This is a genomic window from Acidovorax sp. SRB_14 (assembly GCF_012932145.1).
Classification (GTDB): Bacteria; Pseudomonadota; Gammaproteobacteria; order Burkholderiales; family Burkholderiaceae_C; genus Simplicispira.
In genome coordinates this window covers 121,975-141,049 of sequence record NZ_MWOK01000001.1, presented here as the reverse complement: position 1 = coordinate 141,049, position 19,075 = coordinate 121,975, and the positions used below count along the sequence as shown (strand labels likewise).

At 65.9% G+C, this 19,075-nt stretch carries 17 protein-coding genes and 1 pseudogene; 5 read left to right on the top strand and 13 right to left on the bottom strand.

Annotated features, from left to right (window positions below; translation table 11 throughout):
- Positions 1 to 1,892: 1,892 nt before the first annotated feature.
- The 6 genes from eda to B2J86_RS00610 all read right to left on the bottom strand — a co-directional run bounded on the left by eda (position 1,893) and on the right by B2J86_RS00610 (position 7,880).
- A complete protein-coding gene (eda, locus tag B2J86_RS00635; protein ID WP_173024467.1) occupies positions 1,893 to 2,531 on the bottom strand; it encodes a bifunctional 4-hydroxy-2-oxoglutarate aldolase/2-dehydro-3-deoxy-phosphogluconate aldolase in 639 nt (212 codons plus the stop codon).
- A complete protein-coding gene (gene edd / locus B2J86_RS00630; RefSeq protein ID WP_173024466.1) occupies positions 2,522 to 4,372 on the bottom strand; it encodes a phosphogluconate dehydratase in 1,851 nt (616 codons plus the stop codon). Before edd ends, eda begins: the two co-directional genes overlap by 10 nt.
- Positions 4,373 to 4,459: 87 nt before the next feature.
- Positions 4,460 to 5,470 (bottom strand): TRAP transporter substrate-binding protein, encoded by a 1,011-nt coding sequence (locus B2J86_RS00625; RefSeq protein WP_169170270.1) that lies wholly within the window; start codon positions 5,468 to 5,470, stop codon positions 4,460 to 4,462.
- Between the two features lie 47 nt (positions 5,471 to 5,517).
- A complete protein-coding gene (locus tag B2J86_RS00620) occupies positions 5,518 to 6,798 on the bottom strand; it encodes a TRAP transporter large permease (RefSeq protein ID WP_169633093.1) in 1,281 nt (426 codons plus the stop codon).
- 9 nt (positions 6,799 to 6,807) lie between these two features.
- On the bottom strand, positions 6,808 to 7,326 hold the full coding sequence (locus tag B2J86_RS00615; protein WP_173024465.1) for a TRAP transporter small permease: 519 nt from the start codon (positions 7,324 to 7,326) through the stop codon (positions 6,808 to 6,810).
- Complete coding sequence (locus tag B2J86_RS00610; RefSeq protein WP_206041326.1) at positions 7,323 to 7,880, bottom strand: gluconokinase; 558 nt, start codon at positions 7,878 to 7,880, stop codon at positions 7,323 to 7,325. Before B2J86_RS00610 ends, B2J86_RS00615 begins: the two co-directional genes overlap by 4 nt.
- A 183-nt stretch (positions 7,881 to 8,063) precedes the next feature.
- On the opposite strand from B2J86_RS00610, the gene B2J86_RS00605 reads away from it, so the two are divergent.
- Positions 8,064 to 9,092 (top strand): LacI family DNA-binding transcriptional regulator, encoded by a 1,029-nt coding sequence (locus B2J86_RS00605; protein ID WP_173024464.1) that lies wholly within the window; start codon positions 8,064 to 8,066, stop codon positions 9,090 to 9,092.
- A gap of 95 nt (positions 9,093 to 9,187) precedes the next feature.
- On the opposite strand, the gene B2J86_RS00600 is transcribed toward B2J86_RS00605, so the two are convergent.
- Complete coding sequence (locus B2J86_RS00600) at positions 9,188 to 9,709, bottom strand: OmpA family protein (RefSeq protein WP_173024463.1); 522 nt, start codon at positions 9,707 to 9,709, stop codon at positions 9,188 to 9,190.
- Positions 9,710 to 9,776: 67 nt separating this feature from the next.
- Between B2J86_RS00600 and B2J86_RS00595 the strand changes: the two genes are divergently transcribed.
- Positions 9,777 to 10,361, top strand: coding sequence for a gamma-glutamylcyclotransferase (locus B2J86_RS00595; protein ID WP_173024462.1), 585 nt, complete (start codon positions 9,777 to 9,779; stop codon positions 10,359 to 10,361).
- An 85-nt stretch (positions 10,362 to 10,446) separates the two neighbouring features.
- Here B2J86_RS00595 and B2J86_RS00590 read toward each other — a convergent pair whose 3' ends face one another.
- The gene (locus B2J86_RS00590; RefSeq protein ID WP_173024461.1) at positions 10,447 to 11,058 is read right to left on the bottom strand and encodes an NTP transferase domain-containing protein; all 612 of its coding nucleotides are present in this window, start codon (positions 11,056 to 11,058) and stop codon (positions 10,447 to 10,449) included.
- Positions 11,059 to 11,145: 87 nt separating this feature from the next.
- Here B2J86_RS00590 and pdxH point away from each other — a divergent pair, with 87 nt between their 5' ends.
- Both pdxH and B2J86_RS00580 read left to right on the top strand, forming a co-directional pair.
- Positions 11,146 to 11,793 carry a pyridoxamine 5'-phosphate oxidase gene (pdxH, locus tag B2J86_RS00585; protein WP_169170264.1) on the top strand — a complete coding sequence of 216 codons (648 nt, stop codon included), beginning with the start codon at positions 11,146 to 11,148 and terminating at the stop codon, positions 11,791 to 11,793.
- Between the two features lie 87 nt (positions 11,794 to 11,880).
- Positions 11,881 to 12,957: a tyrosine-type recombinase/integrase gene (locus B2J86_RS00580; RefSeq protein WP_173024460.1), complete on the top strand. Its 1,077-nt coding sequence runs from the start codon at positions 11,881 to 11,883 to the stop codon at positions 12,955 to 12,957.
- Here B2J86_RS00580 and B2J86_RS00575 read toward each other — a convergent pair.
- From B2J86_RS00575 to msrA, 5 genes and pseudogenes are all read right to left on the bottom strand, one after another.
- Positions 12,914 to 13,864, bottom strand: coding sequence for an AEC family transporter (locus B2J86_RS00575; protein ID WP_173024459.1), 951 nt, complete (start codon positions 13,862 to 13,864; stop codon positions 12,914 to 12,916). The two genes, B2J86_RS00580 and B2J86_RS00575, sit on opposite strands and share 44 nt — an antisense overlap.
- Positions 13,865 to 14,065: 201 nt before the next feature.
- Positions 14,066 to 14,895, bottom strand: a pseudogene (locus B2J86_RS00570) (SDR family oxidoreductase).
- Positions 14,896 to 14,969: 74 nt separating this feature from the next.
- Positions 14,970 to 17,075: a TonB-dependent receptor domain-containing protein gene (locus B2J86_RS00565; protein ID WP_173024458.1), complete on the bottom strand. Its 2,106-nt coding sequence runs from the start codon at positions 17,073 to 17,075 to the stop codon at positions 14,970 to 14,972.
- 166 nt (positions 17,076 to 17,241) lie between these two features.
- A complete protein-coding gene (locus B2J86_RS00560) occupies positions 17,242 to 17,640 on the bottom strand; it encodes a hypothetical protein (protein WP_254067938.1) in 399 nt (132 codons plus the stop codon).
- Between the two features lie 21 nt (positions 17,641 to 17,661).
- Positions 17,662 to 18,201 (bottom strand): peptide-methionine (S)-S-oxide reductase MsrA, encoded by a 540-nt coding sequence (msrA, locus tag B2J86_RS00555; RefSeq protein ID WP_169633089.1) that lies wholly within the window; start codon positions 18,199 to 18,201, stop codon positions 17,662 to 17,664.
- A gap of 195 nt (positions 18,202 to 18,396) precedes the next feature.
- Between msrA and B2J86_RS00550 the strand changes: the two genes are divergently transcribed.
- Positions 18,397 to 19,056, top strand: coding sequence for a hypothetical protein (locus B2J86_RS00550; protein WP_173024590.1), 660 nt, complete (start codon positions 18,397 to 18,399; stop codon positions 19,054 to 19,056).
- Positions 19,057 to 19,075: the final 19 nt, after the last annotated feature.

Genomic DNA, 19,075 nt, shown 5'->3' with positions numbered 1-19,075 from the left:
CACGTCCCCACGAGGTCGCTCGCGCTTTGGGCCGAGGCTGAGGAAGACAAGAACGTGGCGGCCAGAACTACCAACCCTGCCACGACAGCGAGTCTGAAAAGGATTCTGCAAACCATACTTCCTCCTTTCGGTTGAGTCATGCAGTGGTCCAGCGCTGTGTGAAATTGTGACGCGCACTGCAAACGCCATTAATCAGTTATGACACAACGTAAAGATGATAAAAAAATGCCCGGATAAAACTTTTCATCGAATCCTTCTGAAAGCTGATTGCGGCCTCGCTTTATATAACTTACTACCGTCTTGATCGCATCCTTCCCGTGCGTCGCATCCTGAATCTCGCCGGGTTTTCTAAACACTTCCGAACCTCAATATGCGGCCGAACAGGAGGTGCCAAGAGCAAGCAGAGATACCTTGGGCAATTCATGACGGGGCGTTCAAAAATCACCGGACGGAGCCATAAGGTGGCTGATGTGTCCGCGAACAAAGGTGAGCAAATTCACAACCCGTCACTGCTTGCCACTGAATTATTAGACGAATCCTAGGCAGACTTACGCGTTGCTATTATGGCTGAGGCAATACTCTGATAATGACGCTCGTCCTTTGACGATCCGTAGTCTCGACGGTCATTAAAGTGGTCCGAGGAAATTTTACGGAATCCACAGCCTGGACACTGAACTCAGTTGGGCTAATTGGTATATATCGGGCAACAGGTGCAAGAGTTGGATCACGGGGAACATGTGGATCGCACGAATCACGGGGATCGTTCGGATTACACGAATCAGTAAACCAGACTGCAAGACGCTGGCCTGCCACCGTGGGGCCGTTTATAACTTGAAAGGAACGTATCTCGCTCGCACGAAAATTGGCCGATTCGGGGAAAACTTTAAGGGTCGGATTCGTCGGACAAGCCCGAGAGTCGCCAGTCCTTATGGTAGCGGTTACGGTTCGTGAGAGGCCATCCAGTACTGTTAGGGTAGCATCACCGCTATTCGTGGTACTTGCGGTGAAATAGAAAGCGCCTACGGAGGGATCAAAATCCAGTGCTGCACTTACCTGGACGGCGGTGTTGCTCGAAAATATTGTATAGGGTTTAACTCCGCCGCTAAATATAAATGGAACATTAGTAGTGCAACTGCCAACCGTTATCTGCTTAGGCGTTATAGACATGCTTGCATCTGGACTGCGAGGCGCGCTACCGACCATTGCACAGATAGCTGGATTTGGGTTATTGCATACGGCAGGACCGTCGCCGCCACCGCCACAAGCGAATAACGTTAGAGGCGAAATCAACGCTACCGCCCGAAGCACAATTCTTGGCGCCTGTATTTTCATCAGATCACTTTCAAAGTTACTGTATTTACACCAAGCTTAAGCCTTAAGTAATTGCCTTTGACATAGATGAAACGTCTCTAAATCTCTAGGATGAAAGGCTTACGAAAAGGACACTCTTGCAGGACAAAAGTACTGGACGCAAGCAACCATCGCGTTCCTGCAATGTCGAGTGAAGTGCAATAAGATTGCTTATTTGTAAATCTATTCCGACTATTTTCAATATTTTTTCGTCCCTCGCGCCTCATTCGGTCCCTTGAGGGCCTGCCGAATCTTTTGCCAGTCGTCGCCCGTCCAGCGTTGCGAGGTGCACTTACTTCACAGTTTCCAGCTTTGAATAGGTTTTCTCTTCCGCTTGCGCCGTTCTGGCCTTCATCAGCTGGCCCCTTAAAGACAGGATGGGATAGACTTCCCAGCCCTGTCCGATCGCTTATCTTTCAGATAGGAGTAGAACCATGAACACGACTAAGCAAACGGAGTCGGTGGGGATGGTTTGAAAGACCATCGCCGCAGGTGCTGATCCCTCGCCGAGAAGGCCGCACTGGTGCGGCTCAGGCTGATATTTAGCGCAAACCCACCGCCGCCTGGGCCAGCGCGGTGATGCGGCCCCAGTCGCCCTGCTCCAGCGCATCCTGGGGCACCAGCCACGATCCGCCGACGCAGGCAACGTTCTTGAGCGCCAGAAACTCGGCCGCATTGCCCGCATGGATGCCGCCCGTGGGGCAAAAGCACACGTCGCCAAACGGACCTTGCCAAGCCTGCAGCATGGCCTGGCCGCCGGCCTGCAGCGCGGGGAAAAATTTCAGCGCCTGCAGGTCCTCCTCCTGGGCCTGCATGATCTCGCTGGCCGTGGCCACGCCGGGCAGCAGGGACAACTGCACGTCGCGGCAGGCCTGCGCCACGGCGCTCGTCAGGCCGGGACTGACCAGAAAACGCGCACCGGCCGCGGCGGCCGCGCGCGCGTCGCCAGCGCTGCGCACCGTGCCGGCGCCGACCATGGCCTCGGGCACGTCGCGGGCGATGGCCTCGATGCAGGCCAGCGCCGCCGGCGTGCGCAGTGTCACTTCGAGCATGCGGATGCCACCGGACAGCAGGGCGCGCGCCATCGGCACGGCGTGCTTGGCGTTGTGAAGCACGATGACGGGGATGACGGGCGCGTCGCGCACCACGTCGAGCGCGCCCAGCGGGGACTTCAAAGCCATGTGCATGCGCCCTCCTCGGCGGTCAGCGCGTTGCGGCGAAAGCCCGCGAACAGTTCGCGGCCCATGCTCAGGGTGTTCGATTGCTGCAGCGCAGCGGGCATTGCCGCGGCGCTGCGTGCGGCCCAGGTGGCTTCATCGACCAGTGCGGTCAGGGTGCCGGCACGGCCATCCACGCGCAGCAGGTCGCCGTCGCGCACCTTGGCCAACGGTCCACCGGCCGCCGCCTCGGGCGAGACATGGATGGCGGCGGGCACCTTGCCCGAGGCGCCGCTCATGCGCCCGTCTGTCACCAAGGCCACGCGGTAACCCTTGCCCTGCAGCACAGCCAGCGGCGGCGTGAGCTTGTGCAGCTCGGGCATGCCATTGGCCTGCGGTCCCTGCCAGCGGACCACGCAGACCAGGCCGTTGGAAGGATGGCCGGCGCACAGGCGCTCCAGCTCACCGGACTGGAAAGCCGCCAACAACCCCTCCTGGCTTTCGAACACGCGCGCAGGCGCTTCGATGGTGTGGCGGTCGCCGGGCACGGCCGACACCTTGAGCACCGCGCGCCCCAGGTTGCCCTGCAGCAGCTTGAACCCGCCAGTCGGGCTGAACGGCGCCGACGCCGGCCGCAGGATGCTGTCGTCGCCGCTGGCGCCGCTGTCCGCCCAGCCCACGCTGCGCTCGACGCCGGGCACGGCATGCGGCACGCGCGTGTATTCGCGCAGGCCGCCGGGGCGCACCGTGAGCACATCGGCGTGCATGAAACCGGCGTCGAGCAGTTCGCGGATCACGTAGCCGGGCCCGCCTGCGGCCTGGAACTGGTTCACGTCGGCACTGCCATTGGGGTACACACGGGCCAGCAAAGGCACCACAGCGGACAGCTCGGCGAAATCGTTCCAGTCGATGGTGATGCCGGCCGAACGCGCCACCGCGACCCAGTGGATCAGGTGGTTGGTCGAACCACCCGTGGCCAGCAAGGCCACCATGGCATTGACGATGGCGCGCTCGTCCACCAGACGGCCGATCGGCGTGAACTGCTGCGCGCGCGTGATGGACAGCGCCGTGCGCGCGGCCTCGCGCGTCAGCTCGGCGCGCAGCGCCTGGCCGGGGTTGAAAAAGGCCGTGCCGGGAACATGCAGGCCCATCGCTTCGAGCAGCATCTGGTTGCTGTTGGCCGTGCCGTAGAAGGTGCAGGTGCCCTCGCTGTGGTAGGCGGCAGACTCGGCTGCGAGCAGTTCGGGGCGGCCGACCAAGCCTTGGGCCGCCTGCTCGCGCACCTGGGCCTTGGCGTTGTTCGACAGCCCTGTGGTCATCGGCCCGGCGGGCACGAACACCATCGGCAGGTGACCAAAATGCAGCGCGCCGATCAGCAGACCCGGCACGATCTTGTCGCACACGCCCAGCAGCAGCGCCGCGTCGAACACGTCGTGGCTCAGCGCCACGGCCGTGGCCATGGCGATCACGTCGCGGCTGAACAGGGAGAGCTCCATGCCCGGCGTGCCCTGCGTGACGCCGTCGCACATGGCGGGCACGCCGCCCGCCACCTGCGCGGTGGCACCGTGTTTGCGTGCCTCGTCCTTGATCAGGTCGGGGTAGTGCTGCAGCGGCGCATGGGCCGACAGCACGTCGTTGTAGGCCGTGACGATGCCGATATTGGGCGCACGCTCGGCGACGATGCGCAGTTTGTCGTTGCCCGGCAGGCCGGCAAAGGCGTGGGCGACGTTGGCGCAGCCCAGGCGCTGCGCGCCCGGCGGGCGCTGCGCGAGGGCATCGAGCCGTTCAAGGTAGGCGCCGCGCGCGGGGGCGCTGCGCTCGCGGATGCGCTGCGTGACGGCAGCGACGGTGCCATGGAGGGTCATGCGGTACCGACTTTCAAAGGAGCAAAAACAACGCCCCATCGTAGCCGGGCGAGCGGCCGGCGATGGGGCGCGGGGGATGGGCGTGGCTTACTTGCTGGCGCGCACCTGCACGAGCGCACCCTGCACCGCGTCCCAGGTGCCCTGGCCCACGCCCTTGGCGATGCCGGTGTTCACGGTGGCGAGCTTTTCGCGCATGCGGTTGACTTCGGCTGCGGGGAGCTCGTTGATCTGCATGCCCTTGGCCTTGAGGTCGGCCAGCGCCTTGACGGCTTCCTCGCGCGTGTCCTTGCGCTCGAAGTCGCGGCTCTTCACGGCGGCGTCCTGCAGCACCTTCTTTTCGGCCGCGCTCAGCGTATCCCACCACTTCTTGCTCACTGTGACGATCCAGGGGCTGTAGACGTGGTTGGTCACCGTGAGGTACTTCTGCACCTCGTAGAACTTGCTCGACACCACGGTGTTGAACGGGTTCTCCTGGCCGTCTACCGCGCGCGTTTCGAGCGCGGTGAACAGCTCCGAGAACGGCAGCGGCACGGCGTTGGCGCCCAGGGCCTTGAAGCTGTCGAGGAAGACGTTGTTCTGCATCACGCGCAGCTTGATGTCGTTCATGTCTTCCAGCTTGGTGACCGGGCGCTTGTTGTTGGTCAGGTTGCGGAAACCATTTTCCCAGTAGACCAGGCCGACCATGCCCTTGGGCTCCAGCGTGGCCTTGATCTTCTCGCCCACGGGGCCGTCGAGCACGGCGTCGGCCTCCTTGGTGTTGTTGAACAGGAACGGCGTGTCCCAGACCGCCATTTCGGGCGCGATGCCGACCAGCGTGGCGGTGGAGCCGACCATCATCTCCTGCGCACCGCCAATCAGGGCTTGCTGCATCTGCGTGTCCGAGCCCAGCGAGGCATTGCCGATGGCGCGCACCTTCATCTTGCCGCCGCTGGCCTTTTCGACCTCTTCGGCGAACAGGCGCACGGCGCGGCCCTGGTTGGACTGCTCCACCAGCCCGTAGCCAAAGCGCACGATGCGCGGTTTGAAGTCCTGGGCCTGCACGGCGCTGGCGGCGGCCAATGCGGCCACGAGGCCGGCGAGAACGAATTTGATGCGCATGCTTGTCTCCTGAGTGAGGAAGGGTGAGGGAAAAAAAACGGGAAAAATCAGTGCATCCAGCGCAGCGGCGCCGTCACCAGGGCGGGGAAAACCACGAACAGCACCGCCAGCATCACGTAGGCGATGAGGAACGGCGAGGTGCCCTTGATGACGGTCTCCATGCGCAGGCGCCCGACCCCGGCGACCACGTTCTGCACCGTGCCCACGGGCGGCGTGATGAGGCCAATGCAGCCCACGTAGATGAACATGAAGCCGAAGTACACCGGGTCGATGCCCGCCTTGACCGCCAGCGGCGCGCACACCGGGCCGAAGATCAGGATGGTCGGCGTGAGGTCCATGGCGGTGCCGACCACCAGCAGGAACAGCATCATCAGCGCCATGAAAGTGACCGGGTTGTGCATGACGCCCGAAAAACTGTCGGCGAGCATGTTGGGCAGGTCGGCCAGCGTGATCATGTAGGCCGTCACGGTGGCGGCGCCGCACAGGAACATCACCACGGCCGTCGTCTTGCTGGCGGCCAGGAAGACGCCGTAGACGCCCTTCCAGGTCAGCTCGCGGTAGACGAACATCGATACCAGGAATGCGTAGACCGCCGCCACCACGGCGGCCTCGGTGGGCGTGAAGATGCCGCCGCGCAGGCCGCCCAGAATGATGACCGGCATCATCAGGGCCCAGAAGCTGTGCAGCAAGGCGCGCAGGCGCTGCGGCCACGCCACGCGCTCCATCGCCTCCAACTGGTGGCTGCGGGCGATCCACCACCAGGCGAACACCAGGAAGAAGCCCATCATCAAGCCCGGGAACACACCGGCCAGGAACAGCTTGCTGATCGAGGTGTTGGTGGTCACGCCGTAAATCACGAACGGCATCGATGGCGGAATGATGGGCGCGATGATGCCGCCCGAGGCCAGCAGGCCCGCGCTGTAGCTCGGCGGGTAGTTCTGCTGGCGCATCATGGGCAGCAAAATGGTGGCCAGGGCGGCAGTGTCGGCAATGGCCGAGCCGCTCATGGACGCCAGCAGCACCGCCGCGCCGATCGCTACGTATCCCAGGCCGCCGCGGATGTGGCCGACAAACGCGCGAGCCAGGTCGATGATGCGGCGCGACAGGCCGCCGGCGTTCATCAGTTCGCCAGCCAGGATGAAGAACGGCACGGCCAGCAGCGGGAAGTTGTCGAAACCCGCCTGCAGGTTTTGCGCCAACAGCTGGGAGTCGAAGAAGTCCAGGTGCCACATCAGCGCCACGCCGGTCAACACCAGCGACTGGGCGATCGGCATGCCGATCACCATGCCGCCAATCAGCACGGCCAGGAAAATGAAGGTCACGACCATGGTGCGTTCTTACTCAAGGTGCAGCTCGTCGCCGTGCGCTTTGGCGCGCCCGCGCACCAGATCGAGCACGCCCACCACCAGCAGGCCCACCGACAGCACCAGGGTGGCCGCAGCGCCCAGGGCCAGCGGGTAGCCCAGCACGGTGCTGTAGCTGTTCCAACCCGCCAGCACCTGCTCCCACGAGCCGATCAGCAACAGCACCATGCACGCACCCGCGAGCAGTTGGCTGACCCAGAACAGTGCCTTGCGCGCCGGCCCCTTCAGGCGCGAGGTCAGCATATCGAACCCCAAATGCTTGCCCTCAAAGGCGGCCACGATGGTGCCAATGGCCACCAGCCACACGAACAGCAGGCGCGAGATCTCTTCGTACGACACGATGCTGGTGCCGAACGCGTAGCGCAGCACCACGTTGACGAACACGGCGATCACCATGCCGCCGAGGGCAACAACCATGGCCAGTTCGGCCACACGCTGCAGCAGCGTTTTGGTGGGCTCCACTGGCGCAGCGGGCATTTCCACGGTGCTCATGCGCCCCCTCCCGCCATGGTGCTGGCCGCTGTGCCACGCGCCCATGCCACCACCTGCGCCGACAGTTCGGGCACCGGCCGCAACGCATCCAGTGCCAGCACGCACGGTTCGTCCGCGGGCGATTCCAGGGTCGCGAACTGGTCCGCCACCAGGGTGGGCGAAAAGAAATGCCCTGGCCGGGCCTGCACCCGCGCCAGTGCCTGCGCATAGTCCAGCTGCAGGAAAACGAAACCCAGGCCAGGCAGTGCCTGGCGCAGGCGGTCGCGGTACCGGCGGCGCAGCGCAGAGCACGTGAGCACCACGCCAGGCCCTGCCGGCGGCGTCCGGGCCAACAGGTTGGCCAGGCAGTCGAGCCAGCCGCTGCGGTCTGTATCGGTGAGCGGCGTGCCTGCCCGCATCTTGGCGATGCTCTCGGGCGAATGGTAGATATCGCCCTCGTGCAGTCTCCAGCCCAGCGCACGGGCGCACGATGCGCCCACGCTGGACTTGCCGCAGCCCGAAACGCCCATGACCACCAGGGCCGGAAAACGAAAGGGTGAGATAGCGCTATCCATACAAAAAAATAAAAATGCGGTCATGCAAGATGCCGCGCAGGGTCCGCAAGGTTTTTATGGGATCGATCCAGCCCATCTGAAGCAGGCCCACGGGGGGTCCGAATACATCGCGAAGGGCTGTACCGAATGCCGGGATAGCGCTATCCTAGTCCGCTATTGCGCCCCAGTCACTCAGGAAAACCCTTGACAGAACCCCTTCGCCGTCCTCGCCGCTCCAGCGGGCGTACTACCCTGGCTGATGTCGCCCGTGACGCAGGCGTGAGCCCCATCACCGTGTCGCGCGCGCTGCGCGGTGAACGCAGCGTGGACCCGGTGCTGGCCCAGCGCGCGCGCGCGGCTGCGGACGCCCTGGGCTATGTGCCAGACCCGGCCGCGCGCGCGCTGGCTTCGCAGCGCAGCAGCCAGGTGCTGGTTCTGGTGCCTCTGCTATCCAACACCTTGTTCGTGGATTTGCTAGAGGCGGTCCACCGCACGCTTTTTCCGGCCGGTTATCGGCCCCTGATCGGGGTCACCCACTATGACGCCGCCGAAGAAGAGCTGCTGCTCAACACCTACCTGCCCCACCGGCCGGCCGGCCTGCTGGTAACGGGATTCGATCGCAGCGAGACCGCGCGCCAACTGATCGCGCACAGCGGCGTGCCCTGTGTCCATTTGATGGAAACCAGCCGTGCCGAGGGGGTGCACTGCGTGGGATTTTCACAGGTGGATGCGGGCGCCGCCATCACGCGCCACCTGCTGGACCGCGGGCGTCGGCGCATCGCCTTTTGTGCCGCGCAACTGGATCCGCGCACCCTGCAGCGTGGCGAGGGCTACCGGCGTTGCCTGCGCGAGGCAGGCCTGTACGACCCGGCGCTGGAGTTGCTGAGCCCGGAGCGTTCGTCCATCTCGCTGGGCGCACGGCTTTTTGAGGACATGCTGCGGCGCATGCCCGATATCGATGCCATCTTTTTCTGCAATGACGACATTGCCCAAGGCGGCCTCCTGGCCGCCAACCGCTTGCAGGTGGCCGTGCCGCAACGCATTGCAGTCGCCGGATTCAACGACCTGGCGGGCAGCGACCAGATGGTGCCTCCACTGACCACGGTGCGCACCCCACGCGGCGAAGTCGGCCGTGCGGGCGCCGCCATGCTGCTGGGTTTGATGGAAGGGGAGCCCGTTCAACCTAGCTGCGTGACGCTGGGCTATGAGCTCGTGGTGCGCGGCAGCACCTGACCGGTGCCGACGCGCCCCGCAGTTGTTGCCTGTGCCTGCATGAAAAAAGCCCGGCATCGCCGGGCTTGGAAATCACACCAAATACCTGTCGCACGTCAAGGCGCGGACAGCACCACTTCCACGCGCCGAGCCTCTGCATTGCCGCTGTCGGCCTGGTTCTCTTCCGGTTTGCGCAGTTCGATCTTGTCCTCGGCAACGCCCAGCGCCACGAGGGCGGAGCGCACGGCCAGGGCCCGCCGCTTGGAAAGCTCGGCATTCAACGCTGCGTCGCCCGTGGCGTCATGGAACCCGGACACCACCGCTTTCTGCCCTTGGGCAACGCCCTTGACCACGGCGGCCAGCGCCTCGTTCGCGCCGGCTGCCAGATCGGCCTTTCCGGAGGCGAAATAGAACTTGACCACGCCGCCTTCCACGCGCACGCTGGCTTCGCCTTCGTTCACGACCACGATGGCAGGCGCATCGGCCACCACCACCATGTCCGATGCGGGGGCACGCACGATGGCACGCTGGTACACCGTCACACCCACCACGGTGGACACGACCAGCGCAATCAAGGCGAACAGGAACCCCAGAGCAAAACGCTGTTGGCTGTCGTCGTCGGAACTGCTGAATGACATCTTTGAAACTCCGTAAACAATGGGGAATCTGACAAACCCGCCGATTGTAGAGTCCAGGAGATTGCCGATGACCGTGCGCACCGCACCTTTGCCCGATCCCGCGCCTTTGCTTGAGCAGGCACTGAAGACCTGGGGGGGACGCAGCGATCTGTGGATTTTCGGCTACGCCTCGCTGATCTGGCGGACCGATTTCGACTATGCCGAGCGCCCCGAGGCCCGTGTACATGGCTGGCACCGGGCGCTCAAGATGTGGAGCCGGATCAACCGCGGCACCCCCGACTGCCCTGGTCTCGTGTTTGGCATGCTCTCGGGCGGCAGTTGCCGTGGCATGGTGTTTCGCGTCGAGCGGGCGCAAGCGCCGCAGATCATGGCCCAGCTGTGGCAGCGCGAAATGCCCCTGGCCGCGTACGACCCGCGCTGGCTGCCCTGCCAGACCCCCGCGGGCGAGGTGCGTGCCCTGGCGTTCACGCTCTCGCGCAACAGCCCCAGCCACACCGGCAACCTGCCCGAGAACGAATACCGCCGCATCTTTCGGGAAGCCCGTGGCCGGTACGGCACCACACACGAGTATGCGCATGCCACCTACGAAGGCTTGCGCCGGTTGGGCATCCATGACCGGGCGCTGGCGCGGTTGCTGGCCTTTTCGCACTGAAGGTGCCCATGGCAGACATCCAAGCTCCAAGGCTGCGCATTAAGCAGAGGGTTAAGGCAGCAATATGACCGGGGCGGCCCGCGCGTCACGGCGCAGCCGCAGAGCGCTTGGCGCGCAGCATCTGCGCTGCGCGTTCGAGGTCATCGAGCGTGTCGATGTCGGTCACCGCGCCCCCATCCTCCAACAGCACCTCACGCAAGGTCCCCTGGGCGGCGAACTTGCGCACCACGGCGGCCGCGCCTGTGTCACCGTGGAGGGCCAGCAGGTCTGGCAGGCACTGCGCGGCAAACCCGACCGGGTGGCCGCGCTGGCCCGCCACCACGGGCACGGCGACCGCACAGCCCAGCAACGCAGCGGCGACGGCGCGCAACGACCCGGGTTGGATGAGCGGCAGATCGCCCGGCAAAACCAGCCAACCCGCAGCCGATGCCGTGGCGCGCACCGCTGCGGCGATGGAGTCGCCCATGCCCGGGTGGCCTGCGTCTTCCAAGCGCCAGGGCAATCCGCTGGCACGCACGGCATCGAGCGTGTGCTGCAGCACCGGTTTTCCCTCCAGCAAGGCCTGCAGCTTGGGCGTGCCGCCGCCCGAGGCGCGAAAGCGGGCCCCTTTTCCCGACGCCAGCACCAGCACGTGGGGCAGCGCTGCCTCTGTGGAAATGGAAGACGTGGCAATGGATGGTAGAGCGGTCTGTGGCATGGCAGGGCTGAGACGGGCGCGGGAATGGCTGAACTGTAGCGCTGCCCGAGCACTGGCGAAGGGGTTGTGCCCGGGCACAATGCGGGCATGAGCCGACCGACCTCCTCCATTGCCGATCTGCGCAAGAGCTATGAACGTGCCGAACTGCACGAGGGCGCATCGCACGCCGATCCCGTGCTGCAGTTCGACCAATGGCTCAAGGAAGCCCTGGCCGCCGAAGTGCCCGAACCAAACGCCATGACCGTGGCCACGGTGGGCAGCGACCTGCGCCCCAGCACGCGCGTGGTGCTCATCAAAGGCTACGACGCGCAAGGCATCGTCTGGTACACCAACTACGGCAGCCGCAAGGGCCAGCAGCTGGCCGGCAACCCCTATGCAGCGCTGCAGTTCCATTGGGTGGAGTTGGAACGCGTGGTGCGCATCGAAGGCGTGGTGGAAAAGGTCAGCGATGCCGAGAGCGACGCGTACTTTCACAGCCGCCCGCTCGATTCGCGCATTGGCGCCTGGGCCAGTCCTCAAAGCCAGGTGATCACGGGGCGCAGCGTGCTGGTGGCCAATGCGACCAAGTTTGCAGCACAGTTCTTGCTGAATCCTCCGCGCCCTCCGCATTGGGGCGGCTACCGCCTCACACCCGACAGCTGGGAGTTCTGGCAAGGGCGAAAAAGCCGCCTGCACGACCGCCTGCGCTACCGGCAGAACGGGCAGGAATGGGTGCGCGAGCGGCTCGCTCCTTGACACCCGACTTGATCAACAAATGGGTGAATTTGGTAAGAGCTTGTGCGGAGTGGTGGATATTTAAACCATGTAAGTTACATTCAATCCATGCAAGCACACCTTCCAACGCACCCACTTCCCAACGGCACGCAGGTTTTTGCCCGCTGGCTCGAAAGCGAAGGCGGCAAGCCGTTCCAGGCCCTCAGCACCGAGCCACAGGGCGTGTACGAAACCATTTGGCATGCCTGGCTCGAAAGCCTGCAGCCCGCATCAGGCCGCCGCAAGAGCACCCACGGCGCTGCCCAGCCTGCACTGCGCCAATGGCACGAGGCGCGGGTCGAGGATGTCGCCCGCTTTCTGCGCGTGCGCGCCGGCCAGAAAGCGCACCACCAGCCCGATCGCACGCTCAGCGAAGTCACGCGCCGGCGCTACTGGCGTGTGCTCGACCGCGTATACGACTTCGCCGTGCAGCAAAGGTGGCTGCCAACCAATCCGGTGGCCCTGCTGCGCCTGGCCGAGCGCCCGCGCGCCGTGGACCAACTGGGCCATTGCCTGCCCCCTGCCCTGTGGGTGCGGTTGCCGGCGCACTTTCCCACGGCGGACAGCCTGCAGGGTGCCCGCGACCTCGCCATCCTGCTGTTGCTCTACGAACTGGCGCTGGCCCCCGAGGAAGTGCGCGCGCTGTTGGACGACAGCCTGCTCGATGCAGAGCACCGGCCGCTCGCGCCGGCATCGGCCGTACCCCCGGCCTTCCTGCGCATCGAAGGTGCGCGCAAGGCGCAGCAGCGCACGTTGGCGCTGTCGCACCAGGTGGCCGCAGCGCTGTCGGCGTGGCGCCAATACCGGCTGGCCCACGACGCCTCGCTTTCGGGCTGGCTGTTCCATTCGCGCAAGGGCGGACCGCTCTCCATCCGCGCGCTGTTCCATGTGGCATCCAAGGTGATCCAGGAAGCGCACGCCGCCCTGCCCTCGGACGTCCAGCAATGGCCCCTGCAGCGCGTCGGCCCGCAGGTGCTGCGCAACACCGCCATCGTCACCTGGCTGCAGACGGGCGTGCCAGAAAGCGAGGTCGTGCACCGCATCGGCGTGGAAAGCAGCCGCGCCCTGGGCCACCTGCAGCACAAGCTGGCGCCGGTGGTCGCTACAGCCAGCGCGCCACCAGCCACAACACGACCGGCACCGTAACCAAGGCCAGCGCCGTCGACACGGCGATGCTGGCCGTGACCTCGTCCTCCGCCACGCCATAGCGCTGGGTGAACAGGAACACGTTCGCCCCAACCGGCAGCGCTGCGGCCACCACCATCACCGCCATCGGCAGGCCCGACAGGCCCAGTGCCCAGCCGCAGGCCGCCAGCACCACCGGGTGCAGCACGTTCTTGAGCAGTGCAATGCGCAGCGCGGCCTTGAAGTACGCGCCCACGGTGCTGAAGGCCAGCGTGACCCCCACCAGCAGCAGCGCCAGCGGCCCCAGGGCCTGGCCCAGCAACTGCAGCGGCTTGTCGACCACGGCGGGCACCGCCAGGCCGGTTTGCGCAAACAGCAGGCCGGCCAGTATGGGGAGCGGCACCGGGTGCACGATGCCGTTGCGCACCGCCTGCGCCACGGTGCGCAGCATCGAGTGCTGCGCATGGCCGCCAGCGCGGGCACTCTCGCGGGCGGCGGCCAGTTCGAACACCACCGTGGCGGCGGTCAGCAGGATCAGCGCATGCATGGAAATCAGCGTGAACAGGGTCACCAACCCCGCCTCGCCAAACGCCAGCCCAACCAGCGGCACGCCGATCATGATGGTGTTGCTGAACGTATAGGCCAGTCCGCGCGCCGCCGCCAGCGTGCTGAATCCATGGCACAGCATCGCGGCCGTGAACAGCAGGCCGGCCGCCAGAAAATACACCGCGACGGGCTCGAAGTTCAGTGCCTGCACCTGCACGGTGCTCATGGTGCGAAACAGCAGCGCCGGCGTGAGCACCATGAAAACCAGGTTCGACAAGTCCTTGACCGCTGCAGCCCGGATCCAGCCCCAGCGGGCCGACAGGAAACCCAGGCCAATGAACAGGATCACGGGCACCAGGGCCGAAACAACAGGAGAGTCCACAGCGGCAGCCGGCCAGCGGCCGGGACAGGGTTGGTATGGTTTTAATAGCTTCCAACGCTTGCCCATCAAGCGTTAGAGCGCTATTTGACCATTGTTTTCAGAAACGCCCCGGTGCCCGCGCCGCGCCGGGCACCGCCCGCCGGGGCCATGGAGCCGATCGCGGGCGGCAACTCCGTGCCAGCCCCGTGGTGCGCGCTTTTGTCACTTCGGCGCGAGGTCGCCGTACCAGTAGGCTGCCGTGACGCCGCCGTCCATGAGGAAATCGTTGCCCGTGATGAAGCCGCCGTCCGGGCCCATGAGCAGAGCGCCCACGGTCCCCACTTCATCGGGGGTTCCGCCGCGCCCGGCGGCGGACAACGCGATCATGCGCCGGTAGCCCTCGCCGCGCGGCCCAGCCAACTCGTCCTTGGCCAGAGGCGTGAAGATGATGCCGGGGCTGATCGTGTTGACCCGTGCGCCGCGCTTGCCCCAGCGCACCGCCTCGGCCATCACGCGCAGCGAGTTTCCGCGCTTGGAGAGCTGGTAGGCGTGCAGCGGGTCTCGCACCTGCTCCGGCTGGAGCATGGGAAGCGCGAGCAGCTCATCGGCCGGCGTGGTCGCCAGCGCCTTGTCTTGCTCGGGCGTCAGAGCCGGCAGGCGGTGCCCCGACTGCGAGGCGTTCACGACGCCTGCTCCGCCCCGCGCGATGGCGTGGCCGAATGCCTCCAGCACGAGGGCGGTACCGTACAGATCGACCTGGAGGATTCGTGGCCGGCGACGCCTGCGAAGGCGAGACGCCCGCGGCATGGATGAGGCCGGTGACGGTGCCGAGGGCCGTGGCCGCCTCGACCAGCGCGTGGACCGACGTGCGCGACGAGACGTCGACCCGTTGTCGTGCTCACCTCGAACCCGGCGTCGCTGAGGATTTGCGCGGCCGCGGCGGCGTGATCCTGGCGCAGATCGGCCAGCAGCACATGCTTGCCTGCACCAACGCGCCGCGCAATCGCCTGACCGATCGATCCTGCACCAATGACGACCACCCCCTGGTCCATCGCGATGCCCTCTCTGGAACGCCACCGCGCCACTGTGAGTCAAACGCCGCGGATCTGCAAGCGGCGCACTGCGCTCAAAACGCCGCCTTCATCCCCACCGTGATACTGCGCCCCTTCAGCGGCGCCGCGGCCTTGATGAACGAGGTGTGGGCGTAGGCCAAGCGGTCTGTCAGGTTGTGGGCTTTCAAGTAGATCTGCCATGGCATCCCAGTGCTGAACTGACCGTGGTAATTCACGCCCAGGTGGAGCATGCCGTAGCCGGGCGTGGCCGATTCGAACTCGGCCACGCGGTTCTGGCGGGCGACCTGCAGCCATTCGACCTGGCCCTCCCAGGCGTTCCAGTTGGCGTCGAGCCGCACACCGGCGCGCGTGGGCGGAATGCGCGGCAGCAGGCCGCCGCCCTCGCGCTTGGCGCGCACGGTGTCGCCAAACAGCGTGATGCCCAGCTTGCGCGTGAGGCGCTGGCGCACCTGGCCTTCGATGCCGGTGAAGGTCGCGTCGGCCTGGGAATACTGCAGCAACTGCAGGCCATCGCGCTCGTCGAGCGTGCGGCCGTAGATGTAGTGGCGGATGCGGTTGCGGAACACGCTCACGCCCCAGGTGGTGTCGCCACCGGTTTTGCGCAGGCCCAGGTCGATGTTCTGCGAAGTTTCGGTGCGCAGGTCGGCATTGCCGCGTTCGTACGTGCTGGTGGCCATGTGCAGGCCCCGGGCGTACAGCTCTTCGGCCGATGGGGCGCGGCTGGCGCGCGTGAACGAGGCGCCCAGCTGGTAGCCGGGCATGAACTTCCACACCGCGCCCAGCGATGCGGATGTGCCGTTGTGGCTGCGTTCGATGCCGATGGTCTGGGCCTCTGCCGTTTGCCAGTCGTGGCGCAGCGCGCCTTCAAAGCGCCAGTCGCCCAGGCGGTATTCCTCCAGCACGAACAGGCCGGTCTTGCGCGTGACAGTGGGCTGCACATAGGCCTCTTCGCCCTCGGCGCTGAACTTGCGCTGCGACGCCTGCAGGCCGATCACGCCCTTGAAACCGGCCAGTGGCGAGTGCTGCAGCTCGATGCGCGTGTCATAGGCCTTGTTCTTGAAGGTGGTGCTGACGGCCCCCCCTTCGACTTCGTCGTGCACATAGTCGGTCACGCCGGCGCGCAGGCGCAGCGCCGAGAAGCCGACAAACGGGTTGCGCAGCTCGCCGCGGACGTCCAAGCGCTCGCTGCGCAGGTCGACCACCGGCAGGTCGCTGCTCTGGCCTCCGCTGCCATGGTCATGGCCGTCGTCTACCCCGGCATGCGTGCCGCAGTGCAGGTGGTCGTCATGCGCGTGGCAGCCTTCGAAGCTGTGGTTGTGCCCCGGCAGGCCGTAACGAGCTGTATGGCGCGTATAGGCCGCGCCCAGGTAGCCCTGCTCGCCCACCCAGGACAGGCCCACGCTGCCGGTGTCGGTGCGGTTGAAGCTGCCCGGCACCTTGCGGGCCGGCTCGCCCCCGGCTGCCCAGCCCTTGCCCACGCGGTAGTCGCCCGCATCGCGCGCCACGCCTTCCACGTGCACGGCCAGGTGGCCGGCGCCGCCAGTCAGCGAGAAGGCACCGGCGCCCTCTCCTGCGCCGCTGTTGGCGCGCAGCTCGGCACTGCCCTCATAGCCCTTTTGCGGGATGACCGTGGGCACCTTGCCGTCGAGCACGTTGACCACGCCGCCCACGGCACCGTTGCCGTAGACCAGGGCCGAGGGGCCGCGCAGCACCTCGATCTGCGTGGCCAGCAGCGGCTCGGAAACCACCGCGTGGTCGGGGCTGAGGGTGGAGGCGTCGTGCAGCTCGGCGCCATCGCTCAGCACCTTGACGCGCGGGCCGTCCATGCCGCGGATGATGGGGCGGCTCGCGCCCGCGCCGAAGTGGCTGCTGGTGATGCCGGGCTCGCTGCCCAGCGTTTCGCCCAGCGTGGCCTCGCGGCGGCGCACGAGTTCGTCGCCTTCGAGCACGGTGACGGGCGTGGTCATCTCGCTGGCGCCCAGTTGCAGTCCGCTGGCCGAGACGGTCACTTCTGCCAACGGGGCGGCCTCTGCGAGCACCTGGGCGTGGCCCGCGGAGGCCAGCATCAGCGCCACGGCCAATGCCAGCGGCTGCGGCGCCGGTGCGGCGACAGGAAGGTGGCGCTCAGGGCGGGAAAAACGGTGCGGGATCAATCTCATGGTGTCAATTCAACAGAGTTGTGCGGGCCGCGCGCACGCAGCCAGCCACTCCATGCAGCGCATGGAATATCAATAAAAAGCGGCCCAAACGCTTTCTGGACAAGCGTTGGCAGCTATAAAAATGAATGTGAGGCGACACCGGCAGGTGGCCGGTGCCTTCGCGCGACTAGGCGCGCGGGGGTGCGCGCGCCTGGAATGCCGCAATGCGCCGCACGCGCAAGTGCGGCTGCGGACCTGCGCCGGGCCAGGCCTCGGGCAAAGGATGCAGCAGCGCGGGCGCTGCGCCGTGCGGCCCGTCGCCCAGCGCGAGCTGGTCGAGCAGTTGGCATTCAGCCGGGCTGTGTCCGGCGAACAGGATCGATACGAAGGAGGCCGTATCTCCACCAGCGGCTTGCAGAGCGCTGGCGGCGGACGAAGACACAGCGCCCGGCAGGTGCGCGCCATGCAGCACGCGGTGCATCTGGCCGAGCGTGGGCGCCAGCAACAGGGCCAGCAGCAGGCACCACAGCCAGCGGGTGTGCCGCCTGCTGGCCGGCGCGGTCTGGAGGGATTTCAGCGAGGGCAAAAGATCGGGGTGCAGGAGCGCTCAGTCGGGCTTGAGGAAGCGCGCGAAGGTCTTGCGGAATTTCTCGACCTTGGGGCCGACCACGAAGGCGCAATAGCCCGCGCTCGGGTTCTTGGCGTAATAGTCTTGGTGGTAGCCCTCGGCCGGCCAGTAGTTGGTCTCGGGCAGCACCTCGGTGGTGAGAGGCGCGCCAAACACCCGGTCTTCGGTCAGTTGGCGCACCAGTTCGTCGGCCACCTGCTTTTGCTCCGGCGTCGAATAGTAGATGCCGCTGCGGTATTGCGTCCCCACGTCGTTGCCCTGGCGGTTGAGCGTGGTCGGGTCGTGTGTGGCAAAAAAGATCTCAAGAATCTCCCGCACGCTGATCACGGCGGGGTCGTACGCCAGGCGCACCACCTCGTTGTGGCCAGTGGTGCCGCTGCAGACCTGCTCGTAGCTCGGCTGCGCCACATGGCCGTTGCTGTAGCCGCTTTGCACGCTGGCGATGCCCCGCACGCGGGTAAAGACTGCGTCGGTGCACCAGAAGCAGCCGCCGCCCAGGGTGATGGTTTGCAAGGTCATGGGGTAGTCTCTCTGCCGTCGCGTCGTGGGGCACCATTATCGCCTCCGTCCCCGCGGCAAGGCACCGCACTTGGGGTAGAGTGCCGCTCAATTTTGACCGCAGCGCCGTGCTGCAGAAAGATTGCCATGCGCCCTGTTCACCTTCCGGCCCGCCGCCGGACATGGGTCTGTACGCCCGCCGCCGCCTGGTTGGCGATGGGCCTGTGCGCCCCGGTCGCGCATGCGGCGCGGCCCATGATCACCGACGACGCCCGCATCGTCGATGCCAAGGCCTGCCAGGTCGAGAGCTGGGACCGCAAGAACCATGGCGGCACCGAGTTCTGGGCCGTACCGGCGTGCAATTTCACCGGCAACCTGGAGCTGACGCTGGGCGGCGGCCGCCTGCGCGACGATGGCAATCCGTCCACCACCGACACCGTGCTGCAGGGCAAGACGGTCCTCAAGCCGCTGCAGACCAACGGCTGGGGCATTGGCCTGGCCGCGGGCACGGTACGCCATTCGCTGGCCGCAGAGGGCCGCGACTGGTATGCCTACGTGCCCGCCAGCTTCTCGTTCAAGGACGACCGCGTCGTGCTGCACGCCAACCTGGGCTGGATGCGCGAACACGCCACGCAGCGCAACCACGTGACCTGGGGCCTGGGCTCGGAGACGCAGCTGAGCGAGCGCACCTGGCTGATCGCCGAAACCTTCAGCCAGAACCAGGGCCGGCTCTATTACCAGCTGGGCCTGCGGCACTGGATCGTGCCGGGCCATGTCCAGGTCGACACCACCTTTGGCAACCGCTTTGGCAGCCGCTCGGACACGCAGTGGATCTCCATCGGCCTGCGCCTGCTGTCCGCGCCTTTCCTGCCATAACCGCACATTGACCTCGTGG

Coding starts and splice junctions, on each gene's coding strand:
- eda (WP_173024467.1), bottom strand. CDS start 2,531: ATGGCTTTGAAGTCCCCGCTGGGCGCGCTCGACGTGGTGCGCGACGCG.
- edd (WP_173024466.1), bottom strand. CDS start 4,372: ATGACCCTCCATGGCACCGTCGCTGCCGTCACGCAGCGCATCCGCGAG.
- B2J86_RS00625 (WP_169170270.1), bottom strand. CDS start 5,470: ATGCGCATCAAATTCGTTCTCGCCGGCCTCGTGGCCGCATTGGCCGCC.
- B2J86_RS00620 (WP_169633093.1), bottom strand. CDS start 6,798: ATGGTCGTGACCTTCATTTTCCTGGCCGTGCTGATTGGCGGCATGGTG.
- B2J86_RS00615 (WP_173024465.1), bottom strand. CDS start 7,326: ATGAGCACCGTGGAAATGCCCGCTGCGCCAGTGGAGCCCACCAAAACG.
- B2J86_RS00610 (WP_206041326.1), bottom strand. CDS start 7,880: ATGGATAGCGCTATCTCACCCTTTCGTTTTCCGGCCCTGGTGGTCATG.
- B2J86_RS00600 (WP_173024463.1), bottom strand. CDS start 9,709: ATGTCATTCAGCAGTTCCGACGACGACAGCCAACAGCGTTTTGCTCTG.
- B2J86_RS00595 (WP_173024462.1), top strand. CDS start 9,777: ATGACCGTGCGCACCGCACCTTTGCCCGATCCCGCGCCTTTGCTTGAG.
- B2J86_RS00590 (WP_173024461.1), bottom strand. CDS start 11,058: ATGCCACAGACCGCTCTACCATCCATTGCCACGTCTTCCATTTCCACA.
- pdxH (WP_169170264.1), top strand. CDS start 11,146: ATGAGCCGACCGACCTCCTCCATTGCCGATCTGCGCAAGAGCTATGAA.
- B2J86_RS00580 (WP_173024460.1), top strand. CDS start 11,881: ATGCAAGCACACCTTCCAACGCACCCACTTCCCAACGGCACGCAGGTT.
- B2J86_RS00565 (WP_173024458.1), bottom strand. CDS start 17,075: ATGAGATTGATCCCGCACCGTTTTTCCCGCCCTGAGCGCCACCTTCCT.
- msrA (WP_169633089.1), bottom strand. CDS start 18,201: ATGACCTTGCAAACCATCACCCTGGGCGGCGGCTGCTTCTGGTGCACC.
- B2J86_RS00550 (WP_173024590.1), top strand. CDS start 18,397: ATGGGCCTGTGCGCCCCGGTCGCGCATGCGGCGCGGCCCATGATCACC.